At 64.7% G+C, this 13,492-nt stretch carries 7 protein-coding genes; 2 read left to right on the top strand and 5 right to left on the bottom strand.

The annotated features are described in order from the left end of the window. Window positions 1-2: 2 nt before the first annotated feature. The 3 genes from GN330_RS18995 to GN330_RS18985 all read right to left on the bottom strand — a co-directional run bounded on the left by GN330_RS18995 (window position 3) and on the right by GN330_RS18985 (window position 4,569). The gene (locus GN330_RS18995; RefSeq protein WP_156714415.1) at window positions 3-1,922 is read right to left on the bottom strand and encodes an ABC transporter substrate-binding protein; all 1,920 of its coding nucleotides are present in this window, start codon (window positions 1,920-1,922) and stop codon (window positions 3-5) included. After that, a complete protein-coding gene (locus GN330_RS18990; RefSeq protein WP_343040923.1) occupies window positions 1,919-3,811 on the bottom strand; it encodes an ABC transporter ATP-binding protein in 1,893 nt (630 codons plus the stop codon). Before GN330_RS18990 ends, GN330_RS18995 begins: the two co-directional genes overlap by 4 nt. Window positions 3,812-3,966: 155 nt before the next feature. After that, the gene (locus tag GN330_RS18985; RefSeq protein ID WP_156714412.1) at window positions 3,967-4,569 is read right to left on the bottom strand and encodes a histidine phosphatase family protein; all 603 of its coding nucleotides are present in this window, start codon (window positions 4,567-4,569) and stop codon (window positions 3,967-3,969) included. Between the two features lie 70 nt (window positions 4,570-4,639). On the opposite strand from GN330_RS18985, the gene GN330_RS18980 reads away from it, so the two are divergent. After that, window positions 4,640-7,117 (top strand): mechanosensitive ion channel family protein, encoded by a 2,478-nt coding sequence (locus GN330_RS18980; RefSeq protein ID WP_156714410.1) that lies wholly within the window; start codon window positions 4,640-4,642, stop codon window positions 7,115-7,117. A 19-nt stretch (window positions 7,118-7,136) separates the two neighbouring features. Then, a complete protein-coding gene (locus GN330_RS18975) occupies window positions 7,137-7,976 on the top strand; it encodes an FkbM family methyltransferase (RefSeq protein ID WP_197435241.1) in 840 nt (279 codons plus the stop codon). A 23-nt stretch (window positions 7,977-7,999) separates the two neighbouring features. Here the strand turns inward: GN330_RS18975 and GN330_RS18970 are convergent, their stop codons facing one another. Continuing rightward, complete coding sequence (locus tag GN330_RS18970; protein ID WP_156714405.1) at window positions 8,000-9,559, bottom strand: carbamoyltransferase C-terminal domain-containing protein; 1,560 nt, start codon at window positions 9,557-9,559, stop codon at window positions 8,000-8,002. 121 nt (window positions 9,560-9,680) lie between these two features. Continuing rightward, on the bottom strand, window positions 9,681-13,463 hold the full coding sequence (gene metH, locus GN330_RS18965) for a methionine synthase (RefSeq protein ID WP_156714403.1): 3,783 nt from the start codon (window positions 13,461-13,463) through the stop codon (window positions 9,681-9,683). Between the last annotated feature and the right edge of the window lie 29 nt (window positions 13,464-13,492).

The following is a 13,492-nucleotide window of genomic DNA, read 5'->3' as shown; positions in this document are numbered from 1 at the left end:
GCCTAATCCCCTGCCGAAAACCAGAACGTATCGGGCATATAGACGCCGAAATAGGCGACCGGAGCGAAGGCGTAGATGCCCTTGTCGGGCACGTTCTGCAACGTGTTGCGCACCACCACCGGCTGCAATACTCCGTTCACCGTGCCGATCGTGTAGACTTGGTCAGTGTAGATCCCCAGCATCTCATGCCAGATCGCACGGCGCTCCTCGGTGGTCGACGACACCCGCCAGGACTGGAACAATTGGTGCAGGCGCAACGCATTCGGCTCGTCGACCATCTCGCCCGCCTTGCCGCCGGTCTCGACATATTGTCCCCATTGCGGCCAGTTGCCCTGGACGGATGAGACCGGCGCGAGTTCCTCCGGCGGCACGTCGGCGGTGGCCAGGCCGACATTCAGGCCGCTCCACACCGACATCTGCGTGTCGCCGGACAGGAACCGGCGACGCAGATTGTCGAGCTGCATGGCGCGCGGGAAAATCTTGATGCCGATCTTGCCCCAATATTCGCCGACGAGTTGGGTCACGTCGGATTCCTCGGTGCCGCCGGCCAGTTCGACGATCAGTTCGGCCCGGCGGCCGTCCGGCAGCCTACGGATGCCGTCGACACCGCGCTCCAGCCCGATTTCGTCGAGCAGCCGGTTGGCGAGATCGGGATCGTATTGCGCCCAGGCCTGATCGTATTCGGGCCGGAACAGCGGCGATGTGTCGAGCACGGTGTTGGCGGCCGGATGCGCCAGGCCGAAATAGAATTGCTGGTTGATCTCCTCGCGGTGGATCGCGACCGACAGGGCACGGCGAAACCGCACGTCGCGGAAAAGATCGCGCCAGACCGCGTCGTTGACGTTGAGATTGGGCAGATAAGCGACCTGCGAACCGTCGCCGTCGCGCCACAGCTTCACCTCGTAGCCATGTGTCTGGCTCGCCTGTTTGAGGAAGGTGTAGTTGTCGAAGCGCAGATAGCGGGCCTGCAGGTCGCTGTCGCCGCTCCCCGTTTTGGCCGGGATGATGTCGGCCGAGCTGATACCCATGAAGATCTCGTCGATATAGGGCAACTGCCGGCCGGATTTGTCGACCCGGTGATAGTAGGGGTTGCGCTTGAAGATGAAGCGTTCGGCCGGAGGCGGCGTGATGTTGACCCAGGGTTCCAGCGACGGCAGGTCCGGGTTCTCCGGGCGGTAGGCGCGCGCCCGGATCGTGTGCAGCGCCACCCAGTCGCGTACGCCGGCATCGGCGACCTTGGCATCGAGTTCGGCCTTGTCGACATATTTTTGGTGGAACTGCTTCAGATAATGCGCCGGTACGGCGATGTAGTTTGGACTGCCGCCGGCAAGCGAGGGCAGGAACTGCGGATTGGGCTTCGACCAGGTGTAGCGCACCGTGTGCTGGTCGATCACCTCGAACGCCGGCGGCTCCCCGTCGACCAGCATGACCTGCGAGGGTCCAGCCCGCGACAGGTCCTCATCGGTCTCGACATCTTGCCAGGCATAGCGGAAATCCTCGGCGGTAAACGGCGCGCCATCGGACCAGCGATGACCGGGCCGCAGCTTCAAGGTAAAGATGCGGCCCTCCTCGACCTCGAAGCTCTCCAGAATGTCGGGGACGAGCTCCAGCTTTTCATCGAAGCCGACCAGCCGCGCGTAGCCGTAGATCGTCATCATGCGGATGTCCTTGGACTGGGCCATCAGCATGGTCAGCGTGCCGCCGTAACGCCCCTCGCTGCGGCCGAGCGCGGCGAGGTCGATCACCCGCGGCGTCTCCGGCAGCCTTTCGGCCATCGGTGGCAGCGCACCGCTCTCCACCGCCTGCTTGAGTGAAGGCGGCTCCTGCGCCAGGGCAGGCGCACCGACGAGCGCAGACGCGACAAGCAGGCCGGCGAAACAGACCGAAAAGCGGGCGCGTCGGAAAAATCCTGAGGCGGTCATGCTGGTATCCTCTCCCGGAACGGCAGCGAACGGGCAAGCACCCAATGGCCCTCGTCGATCGGCATGAGTGCCAGCGGTTCGCTGTTCGCGCCCGGCTTGAATTCGTCCGGCCAGTCCTGCGCGGGGTCGTGGGTATCGCCGCCGTGATATGAGAAATCGAGCTTGCGATCGAGCCGAATGGTGGGCACGGCGGCAAGCAGGCTTTTTGTATAGGGGTGGACGGGCCGCGCAAACAGGGTCTCGACATCGGCGATCTCGACGATGCGGCCTCGTCGCATCACCGCGATCCGGTCGGCGATGTATTTGACCACCGCCAGATTGTGCGAGATGAAGATCATCGTCAGGCCGAGATCCTTTTGCAGATCCTTCAACAGATTGAGGATCTGCGCCTGCACGGAGACGTCCAGCGCCGAGACCGGTTCGTCGCAGATCAACAGATCGGGCGACAGCGCGAGCGCGCGCGCGATGCCGATGCGCTGGCGCTGGCCTCCGGAAAAGCTGTGCGGATAGCGGTTGAGCTGGCTGGTCTGCAGCCCGACCAGCGCCATCAGTTCCGCCGCGTTGCGGCTGTTCGCCCTGCCGCTCGCGACACCGTGGATTTCCAGCGGCTCACTCAGCGTGTTGAGGATCGTCGAGCGCGGGCTCAGCGAACCGAAAGGGTCCTGGAAGACGATCTGGATACGCCTGCGGAATTCCTTCAGCGCATGCCCTTCAAGGTCCAGTACCTCGCAGGCGTCGGTGCCGTTGTCGAACCGGATCGTGCCGCTGTCGGCGTCGATCGCCCGCATGATCAGCTTGCTGATGGTCGACTTGCCGCAGCCGCTTTCGCCCACGATGCCGAAACACTCGCCCGGCATCACGTCGAAGCTGACATCGTCGACGGCGAGCGTGCGTGTCTTCGTGCCGCCGAACCAGCGTCCCGCCTTGCCGACATAACTCTTCGACAGGTTATGCACGCTCAATAACGGCCCGTCGATGCGGGAAAAGTCGCGGGTCTGGCCTTTCATCGAGCTCGGGATCACCGGCGTGCTGTCGCGCAGGGCGACAAGCTTCTGGTTGCGATCCATCTCCAGGTCCGGCACCGCCTTCATCAGGGCGCGCGTATAGGCGTGGCCCGGCGCGCTGAAGATCGCCTCCAGCGGCCCGGCCTCCACGATCTCGCCGTGATAGATCACCACGACCTCGTCGGCCATGTTGGCGACCACGCCCAGATCGTGGGTGATCAGAAGCAGCGACATGCCGAGCTTGGCCTGCAGCGACTTCAAAAGCCCGAGCACCTGGGCCTGCACCGTGACGTCGAGTGCGGTCGTCGGCTCGTCGGCGATCAGCAGGGCCGGCCGGCAGATCAGCGCCATCGCGATCATGGCGCGCTGGCGCAGCCCCCCCGAAAGCTCCATCGGATACATGTCATAGGCGCGCTCCGGATGCGGAAATCCGACCAGGCGCAACATCTCCTCGGTCGTCGCGCGCGCCTCCTTGCCGGCGATCTCGCGATGCAGGACAAGCGCCTCCTCGACCTGGTGGCCGACCTTGTGCAACGGCGACAGCGATGTCATCGGCTCCTGGAAGACGATGGCGATACGTCCGCCACGCAACGAGCGCATCTCGGCGCCGTTGGCGTCAAGCGCGGCTATGTCGAGTTCATCACCCGACATCAACGGGTCGCGAAACCGGATATGCCCGCCGGTGATGCGGGCCACGCGCGGCAGAATACCCAGAATGGACTGGGCGATGATCGACTTGCCCGACCCGGACTCACCGACGAGCGCAACTGTCTTGCCGGCGGGAATGCGGAAGCTCGCATTCTTCACCACATCCAGGCTGGTGTCCTGGATCGCGATCGAGATGCTGAGGTTCTCGACGCGCAGCAGGTCTTTGTTCGCGCTCACGCCCGATTCCCCCGATCGCGCTGTCTTCGCCGTAGTCGCGGCAGCGTAGACGCGCCCTCGATTTTTGCAATACGTCCCATCGCCGCAATCCTGGCACGACCTTATGACGACGGCATTTTATCCGGCCAGAGCCCGACCCGACAGGTTCGGCGCCGTCACACCACCCGCATCCCACGCCCGTCGAAAAAATGGACTACGCCATGGCCGACGGGATCGCGCAACGCCTCGGCCGGATCGCGGCCAGCGGCGCGCATCATCATGATACGCAGATTGCCGGCATGGGTGACCAAAAGCGACAAGGGCGCCCGATCGAGCTCGTCGATCAGGCCGCGCATGGCGCGATCGATATTGGCGTAGCTTTCGCCGCCGGGCGGGGCGTAGGACCAGCGGTCGGCCTTGCGCCGCCGGCGTTCCTCGGGAAAGCGCGCCTTCACCTCCAGCGTCGTCAAGCCTTCCCAGGCCCCGAAACCCGCCTCCCGCAGCCGCGCATCGGCATGCAGTGCTTCATCGGGCAGGCCGAGTGCGCAACGCACGATCTCGGCCGTCTCGCGGGCGCGGCCGAGCGGTGAGGTCAGGATGCGTTCGGGCGCTGGCAACTCGGGCGATTGCATCAGCTTCGCCGTCAGGCGCGAAGCGCCCGCCAATGCCTGCGCCCGGCCTTCGGCGGAAAGCGGGATGTCGCTATGCCCCTGGAAACGGCCTTGCGCATTCCAGGGCGTCTCGCCATGGCGCATTGCGTAAAACGCGGTTTTGACCATAGTTTACCCTGGTTAAATCCCGCTTTTTTGCATTGAAACTGAACAGATTGGCATTTTCGGCGCAGATTTCATGAAAAACCAATCCCCTTTCGGGCCGATCGTTCAGCAATTGCGGCTCTTGCGTCCGACCCTGTTTGTCCTGACCGTCCTCGTCTTGCAAGCCCTGCTTCATGCCGGCGCGGCGCTGGCACAGACGTCCCAGACGCAAACTGGCGACGGCGCCGCGCTGGAGGCGTTTCTGGAGGCGGCCCGCAAGGACGGCTCAACGGTCATCGTTGTCCAGCCCGGCAGCGACGAGAAGCAGGCCGCCGATCCGCCGATGACGATGGCGTTTTCGAGCAAAAGCCTGCTTGAGGCGCGCGCCAATATGCGCCGCATGATAGGCAATTCGCTGATTTTCCTGGACGATCTGCCGAAATCGCTGAAGGCGGCAAGCCCGGACGGAACCGCCTGGTGGCTCGTCGTCGCGGTGGCAACGACGATCGGTGGCCTGATCGCCGGGCATTATATGTTCCGTCTGGTGACGCGCTGGGGACGCGATCATTTCCGTGCGCTCTACGACGAAAACGAGCAAAAACGCTCCGGCAAGCTGGCCTATCTGCTGGCGCGGGCGGGATGGATGCTGTTGAGCGCCGGGGTGATGTTCGCCACCGCGATCCTGGTGGCGGTGATTTTCGATTCAGGCCATGAACCGACACGCGCGACGATTTTCATCATCGTGTCGACCTATATCGGCTACCGCGTGCTGCGCAGCGTCGTGTTCTGGAATTTCTTCGCGCCGACATCCCCGGCGCATCGCCTCGTCGACCTCACCGACGAGCAGGCGCGGCGCGTGTTCAGGCACTGGGCGATCGCGCTCGCGATCGGCGCGATCATCATCGGACTGTGCCGCTGGATCCAGATCCTGGCGCTGGACGACGGTCCGTCCGGCGCCGCGATGGACACCGTCAACGCCGACGCCCACAGCCTCGCCTTCATTTTCGGCCTGCTGGCCTGCGCGGCCATGCTGGCCCTTCTTGCAGTCGTCCACAGACGGGAATTGCGGACTATCATCCTCGGCAAGGGCGATCACGCTCAAAAACCGGCCTGGCTGAAAACCATGGCTTTTCTCGCCGTGCCGCTGCTGCTTCTATATCTGGCGCTGGCCTGGTTTGTCAGTTCGGTGCGCCTGACGCTCGGTCTGCCGGGCGGTTATGTTCCCGTCCTCGCCCCGATCATCGTCTTCGTGGCCGCGATCTTCGCCTACGCGGTCGCCTCCTATCTGATCGAAATCGTCTACGAGCGGCGGGCGGCCGCGCATCTCAGGCGCGAGGAGATGAAGCTGCAGGCCGAAAAGCAGGCCTGGGAACGCGCGCAGGCCGCCGACGAGATGATGTCGGACATGAGCGAGGACATGCGCGACATGATCGAAGAGGGTAGCGAGATGACCGTCATGCGCACCGCCCAGGAGCCCTCGACGGCCATTCGCCCCTATTTTCCCGCCTTCAAGCCGTTTTTCGAGAACGTCGTCCAGGCCACGATCCTGGTGGTCTCGGCCGGCGAGCTCGCCCGGCTGTGGGGCATCGACATCGGTCGCGAGGGCGGACATCCGCTCGCCGCCGCGCTCGACATCCTGCTCGCCGTCATCGTCGCGGCCTCCGCGTACCGGACCATCAACGGCTATATAGATCACCGGATCGTCGAGGAAGGCGGCACGCTCGACGACCAGCCGAGCAATCCCGGCGAAGGCGACAGCGAGGGCGGCAAGGGCCAGTCGCGGCTCGCCACCCTGTTGCCAATCTTCCGCAACGTGCTGATCTCCGCCATCGTCGCCATCGGCGCGATGGTGGTGCTGGCCAATCTCGGCGTCGACGTCGGCCCGCTCTTCGCCGGCGCCGGCGTCATCGGCATCGCCATCGGCTTCGGCGCGCAAACCCTGATCCGTGACATTTTTTCCGGCGCCTTCTTCCTGATCGACGACGCCTTCCGCAAGGGCGAATATATCGAGATCGACAATGTGAAGGGCGTGGTGGAAAAGATCTCCATGCGCTCGTTCCAATTGCGCCACCATCTCGGCGCCGTCCACACGGTGCCCTTCGGCGAGATCCACCAACTCACCAATTATTCGCGCGACTGGGTGATGATGAAGCTGCCGCTGCGGCTGACCTACGACACCGATGTCGAGAAGGTCCGCAAGCTGATCAAGAAGCTCGGCCAGCAATTGCTCGAGGACGAGGTGGTGGGCCCGCTTTTCCTGCAGCCGCTCAAATCGCAGGGCGTCTACAAGATGGAGGATTCGGCGATGATCGTTCGGGTCAAGTTCATGACCCGGCCCGGCGACCAGTTCGTCACCCGCAAGGTGGTCTATGCCGCGATCCGCGATCTGTTCGAGAAGGAAGGCGTGCGCTTCGCCCATCGCGAGGTTACCGTGCGGCTTGCCGACGGCGAAAAGGCGAGCGAATTGAGCCCGGAGCAGAAGGAGGCGATCGCCGGGTCGGTACGTTCGGCGATCGACGATGAAGAAACCGGTGACAAAAGTGCCGGCAAATCGACCACGCCCGCGCTCTGACCGGCAGGCGCACGACGACATGGCCACGCCCCGCCCGCCGCTCGACACGACGACGCCATTTGGCCGGCGCCGGCCCGGCATCGCGGCGACGGCGGCGTGGCGCCTCGCCACCGCCGGCCTGCTTTCGCCATCGGCGCGGCGTCTGGTGCGCAAGCGTCTTGCCGGCCGCTTTTCCGGCCCGTTCGATGTCCAGGTCGCGGGGCTGAAGCTACGCGCCTATCCGACCGAAAACCGCGACGACCGCGTCCTGCTCGGCCGCGCAACGATGCCGGAGCCGGCCGAACTGGCGCTGATCGCCCCCCGCTTCGGGCCGGGCATGGTGTTCGTCGACATCGGCGCCAATGTCGGCACCTACGCGCTGTTCGTGGCAAAAGCCGCCGGACCGAGCGGGCGTGTGCTTGCCTTCGAACCGCATCCGCGCACCTTCGCCAAGCTCGCCTTCAATGTCGCGGCCAACGACAACGGCGCCATCGTCGCCAGAAACCTCGCGATTGCCGAAACGGCCGGCACGATGACGCTCCATAGCGACGGCGGCGGCAATATCGGCCATGCCTCGCTTCTGGCCGAAGCCGCCGGCACGGTACGCGCCGGACACGAGGTCGCGGTCCGGCCGCTCGCCGCCGAAATCGCCGACCAGGGGCTTACACGGATCGATCTCCTGAAGATCGACGTCGAGGGTTTCGAGGACCGCGCCCTGTTGCCGTTTTTCGACCAGGCCGAACCGTCGCTGTGGCCGGCCGCCATCCTGATCGAGACCGTGCTGTCGAGATTGTGGCGCACGGATTGCCTCGCCGTCCTGGCGCACCGCGGTTATGTCGTGGCCGGCGAGACTGCGGAGAACGTGCTTCTTGCCCGGTAGCGCGCGAGCCGCGTCGCGCCTCGTCAGGCCTTCCGGTAAAACACGTCGCCGACGACAAAGCCGTCCAGCCCGGTGTCGCGGGCATACCGCACCAGATCGCTCATCCGGTTGATGAACCCCTTGCCGGAAAAATTGAGCGAGGTGTTGCACAACACCCCGTAGCCGGTCGCCGCCTTGAACGCCGTCAACAGCGCGTGGATCTGCGGGTTCTGGGCCTGCGTCACCGTCTGGGCGCGCGCCGAGCCGTCGACATGCGTCACCGCCTTCAAAGCGTCGGTGGTCACCGTCTGGAAGAACAGCATATGCGGGCTCGGCCCGTGATGGCCGAAATGGCGGTCGAGTTCCTCTTCCAGAAGGATCGGGGCGATCGGCCTGAACCCCTCGCGCTGCTTGATGGCGTTGAGCCGCGTGTGGGTCTCGGCCGAAAACGGCGCGGCGATCAGCGAGCGGTTGCCGAGCGCGCGTGGCCCGATCTCGTAGCGTCCCTGTACCCAGGCAAAGACCGCCCCCGCCTTCAGCCGCGCGGCGAGTTCACCATCGTCGCGGGCGACGGCCTCGAAACCGGACAGATCGGCCTCGTCATGCACGAAATCCTCGCCGGCATAGGCGTCCCAGGCGATCTTGGCGTTGCCGGTGTAGCGATACTGGGCGTCGGCCGCCGTGCCGATCGCGGAGCCGGAATCGTTGGTACAGGGCTGGACGAAGACGTCGGCAAACAGGCCGGAGCCGATCCAGGCGCTGTTCCAGTCGCAATTGAGCCCGCAGCCGCCCGACACCAGCAGCGGCAGGCCCTCGGTCATCTCGCGGCGCGCAAACGCGGCGAAGCGCTCGAAGACGGCGTTCTGGAACCGGAGGGCGAGATTGCGGAACTCCTGGCTGTCGAGGCCGATATTGAAGAACGGCGTGTCGGTGAAATCGGCCTTACGCAACGGCGCGGCGACCGCGTCCCAGGCGATCAGCCGTTCCATCAGCACGCGCTCCTGCGGCGTTTCCGGCGTGTCGTGTCCGTAACCGGCGATCGCCATCAGCTTGCCGGCGTCCTCGCGCCGCGATTTGCGCGCATCGACCGGCAGTTTCGGATCGGCGAGGCCGTAGAGAAAGCCGTATTTGTGGCCGGGTCCCGACATCGGCGTGCCGAGCCTTCTCACCCCGAGCTTTTCGTCGATCCGGTAAAAGCTGCCGATCACGCCTTCCCAGACCAGCGCATAGCACGGCTGGCCTTGCGCAAAGGGCGACATCGCATAGCTGCCGACAATGTGCGAGCGCTCGTGCGAGGAGGAGAAATAGCGAATATCGCGGCCCTGGAAACGCTGCGGCCGGTCGATGATGCCGGCCTCGGTTTCGCCGAAATAGCCCGCCCCGATCGGATCGGCCATCGGCCGGAAGGAGCGCAGCCAGCCGGATACGGCCAACACGTCGGGTACGTCGTCGGCCAGCGACAGTCCGTGCAGCATCAGTTCCGGCGTGATCGGCCCGTAGCGCGGGCCGGAATCCTTCTCCGCCTCGATCGAGAAGGCGAGCCGCCCGTCCTCCAACAGCGCGACATGGCCGTCATGGCCGGGCTTGTAGGCAAAGATTTTCATGAAGGCTCCGAACTGCGGGAGAACGAGACGGTTGCGGCGAACCAACCCCCTGTCCTTACCCGATCATCGTTCGGCATGAAACCGCTCCCGGCGCTCAAGAGCGCCGGGAGCGTCTGCGAGGCTACTCCGCCGCCTCGACGAACTTCTTGGGCGTATAGTTGAGCACCGGCCCGAGCCAACGCTCCACGGTCGCGACCTCCATGCCCTTGCGGGCGGCATAGTCCTCGACCTGGTCGCGCTCGACCTTGGCGACGCCGAAATAGTAGCTGTCGGGATGCGACAGATAAAGCCCGGACACGGACGAGCCCGGCCACATGGCGAAGCTTTCGGTGAGCTTCACCCCGATCTTCGCCTCGGCGTCGAGCAGCCGGAACAAGGTGGCCTTTTCGGTATGATCGGGCTGGGCCGGATAGCCGGGCGCCGGCCGGATGCCGTCATAGGGCTCGCCGATCAGCTCTTCCGGCGAAAATGTCTCGCCGGCGCCGTAACCCCAGAATTCCCTGCGCACGCGCTCGTGCATGCGCTCGGCGAAGGCCTCGGCGAAGCGATCGGCCAGCGCCTTGACCATGATCGAGGCATAGTCGTCATTGGCCCGCTCGAAACGCTCGGCAATCGCGATCTCCTCGATGCCGGCCGTCACGACGAAGCCGCCGACATAGTCCGGCTTGCCGCTTTCGACCGGTGCGACGAAATCGGCAAGCGCCAGGTTCGGCTTGCCGTCGCGGCGGGTCAGCTGCTGGCGCAGCGTGTAGAACGTCGCCAGTTCCTTGTCGCGGCTGTCGTCGGCAAACACGCGGATGTCGTCGCCGACCGCGTTGGCGGGCCAGAAACCGATCGTCGCCTTGGGCACGAACCATTTTTCGTCGATGATCTTTTTCAGCATTTGCTGGGCGTCGTCGAAGAGTTGGCGCGCGGCCTCGCCCTGCTTTTCGTCCTGCAGGATCTTGGGATAGCGCCCCTTCATCTCCCAGGTCTGGAAGAACGGCGTCCAGTCGATATAACGCGACAGCTCCTCCAGGTCCCAATTGTCGAAGACGCGCGTGCCGGTGAAGGACGGCGCCGGCGGCTCGTAGCCGGCCCAGTCGGGCTTGAACGTGTTGGCGCGCGCCGCCGCCAGCGGCAGCCGGCGCTTTTCAGCCTCGTTGCGCTCGTGCGCGGCCGCCACCTTCTTGTATTCGGCCTGCACGGTCTCGACATAGGAGGCGCGGGTTTCCGGCGACAACAGGCTCGATACCACGCCGACGGCGCGGCTGGCATCGGTGACGTAGACCGCCTGTCCGCGATCATATTGCGGATGGATCTTGACCGCCGTGTGCACGCGGCTGGTCGTGGCGCCGCCGATCAGCAGCGGAACGTCGAAACCTTCGCGCTCCATTTCCGCCGCCACATGCGCCATTTCGTCCAGCGAAGGCGTGATCAGGCCGGACAGGCCGATAATGTCGACCTTTTCCTCGCGCGCGGTCTGCAGGATCTTGGTTGCCGGCACCATGACGCCGAGATCGATGATCTCGTAATTGTTGCAGGCCAAAACGACGCCGACGATGTTCTTGCCGATATCGTGCACGTCGCCCTTGACCGTGGCCAAGAGCACCTTGCCGGCATTCCTACTCTCGTCGCCGCTCTCGCGTTTTTCGGCTTCCATGTAGGGCAACAGATGGGCGACCGCCTGTTTCATGACGCGGGCCGACTTGACCACCTGCGGCAGGAACATCTTGCCGGCGCCGAACAGGTCGCCGACCACGTTCATGCCGGCCATCAGCGGCCCCTCGATGACGTGCAGCGGCCGCTCCGCCTTGACCCTGGCTTCTTCGGTGTCCTCCACCACATATTCGGTGATGCCGTTGACGAGCGCGTGCTCGAGCCGCTTTTCGACCGGCCATTCGCGCCAGGACAGATCCTTTTCCCGCGCCGCCTTGCCGCCGGTACCGCGGAAGCGCTCGGCAAGGTCGAGCAGGCGCTCCGTCGCGCTCCCCTCGCCCTTCGGCGTCCGGTTCAGCACCACGTCTTCGCACGCCTCGCGCAGTTCGGCGTCGATCGTGTCGTAGACGGCGAGCTGGCCGGCATTGACGATGCCCATGTCCATGCCCGCCTGGATGGCGTGGTAGAGGAACACCGCGTGCATCGCCTCGCGCACCGGCTCGTTGCCGCGGAAGGAAAACGACAGGTTGGACACCCCGCCCGACACGTGGACATGCGGCAGCGTCCGGGTGATCTCGCGCGTCGCCTGGATGAAGTCGACGCCGTAATTATCGTGTTCCTCGATGCCGGTGGCGACCGCGAAAATATTCGGGTCGAAAATGATGTCCTGCGGCGGGAAGCCGACCTTTTCGGTCAAAATCTTGTAGGCGCGGGTGCAGATCTCGACCTTGCGCTCTTTGGTGTCAGCCTGACCGGTTTCGTCGAAGGCCATCACCACAACCGCCGCGCCATAGGCCCGGCACAAGCGCGCCTGCTTGAGAAAGGCCTCCTCGCCTTCCTTGAGCGAGATCGAATTGACCACCGCCTTACCCTGCACGCATTTCAGGCCGGCCTCGATCACCTCCCATTTGGAGGAATCGATCATCACCGGCACCCGGGCGATGTCGGGCTCGGAAGCAACCAGATTGAGATAGTCGACGATGACGGCCTTCGAATCGATCAGCCCCTCGTCCATGTTGATGTCGATCACCTGGGCGCCGTTTTCGACCTGGTCGCGGGCGACCTCGAGGGCGGCGGCGTAATCGCCGGCGGTGATCAGCTTGCGGAAGCGCGCCGAGCCGGTGACGTTGGTGCGCTCGCCGATATTGACGAACGGAATGTCGTCGGTCAGCACGAACGGCTCGAGCCCCGAAAGGCGCATGCGCGGTTCGATGTCCGGCAACGTGCGCGGCGCGTGTTTGGACACCGCCTCGGCGATGGCGCGGATATGTTCCGGCGTCGACCCACAGCAGCCGCCGACGACATTGACCAGCCCCTCGCGGGCGAACGCCTCGACCTGTTCGGCCATGAATTCCGGGCTTTCGTCATATTCGCCGAACGCGTTCGGCAGGCCGGCATTGGGATAGGCGCAGGTGAAGGTGTCGGCGACGCTCGAAATCTCGGCCAGATGCGGACGCATCTGCTCGGCGCCGAGCGCGCAGTTGAGCCCGACCGTGAACGGCCTGGCATGGCAGATCGAGTGCCAGAACGCCGTCGGCGTCTGGCCGGACAATGTGCGCCCGGAGAGATCGGTGATCGTGCCCGAAATCATGATCGGCAGCTCGATCTCCTTTTCGGCGAACACTTCCAGCGCGGCGAAGATCGCCGCCTTGGCGTTCAGCGTATCGAAGATCGTCTCGATCAGCACGATGTCGGCACCGCCGTCGATCAGGCCGCGCAGCTGATCGGCATAAGCGATCCGGAGATCGTCGAAGGTGACGGCGCGGAAACCGGGATTGTTGACATCGGGCGAGATCGAGGCCGTGCGGTTGGTCGGTCCGAGCGCGCCGGCGACGAAACGGCGACGACCGTCCTTCTGCTGGGCGCGGATCGCGGCGCGGCGCGCCAGCCGGGCGCCGTCGCGGTTGAGTTCGTAGACCATCGCCTCCATGCCGTAATCGGCCTGGGCGATCAAGGTGGAGGAAAACGTGTTGGTCTCCAGGATGTCGGCGCCGGCAAGCGCGTATTCGAGGTGAATCTCCTCGATCGCCTTGGGCTGCGACAGGATCAGGAGATCGTTGTTGCCCTGCTGGTGGCAGGCGCAGCCGGAGAACTTCTCGCCGCGATAGTCGTCCTCGCCGAAGCCGAGGGCCTGGATGCGCGTTCCCATCGCGCCGTCGAGAACGAGAATGCGTTCGCGCGCCGCCTGATCGAGCGCAGCGCGTATTTCCTTGCCGTCCGGTTTTTCCGCAACCGGGCCGAACAGCTCATCAAGGCTGGAAGCCATAAAATATACTCGCGTGATAGTGTTCCGGA

The organism is Nitratireductor arenosus (assembly GCF_009742725.1).
Lineage (GTDB): Bacteria > Pseudomonadota > Alphaproteobacteria > Rhizobiales > Rhizobiaceae > Mangrovimarina > Mangrovimarina arenosa.
This window is presented reverse-complemented; position numbering and strand designations above follow the sequence as displayed.

Excerpts from the sequence above, each read along its gene's own strand:
- GN330_RS18995 (WP_156714415.1), bottom strand. The coding sequence starts at position 1,922 with ATGACCGCCTCAGGATTTTTCCGACGCGCCCGCTTTTCGGTCTGTTTC.
- GN330_RS18985 (WP_156714412.1), bottom strand. The coding sequence starts at position 4,569 with ATGGTCAAAACCGCGTTTTACGCAATGCGCCATGGCGAGACGCCCTGG.
- GN330_RS18980 (WP_156714410.1), top strand. The coding sequence starts at position 4,640 with ATGAAAAACCAATCCCCTTTCGGGCCGATCGTTCAGCAATTGCGGCTC.
- GN330_RS18975 (WP_197435241.1), top strand. The coding sequence starts at position 7,137 with ATGGCCACGCCCCGCCCGCCGCTCGACACGACGACGCCATTTGGCCGG.
- GN330_RS18970 (WP_156714405.1), bottom strand. The coding sequence starts at position 9,559 with ATGAAAATCTTTGCCTACAAGCCCGGCCATGACGGCCATGTCGCGCTG.
- metH (WP_156714403.1), bottom strand. The coding sequence starts at position 13,463 with ATGGCTTCCAGCCTTGATGAGCTGTTCGGCCCGGTTGCGGAAAAACCG.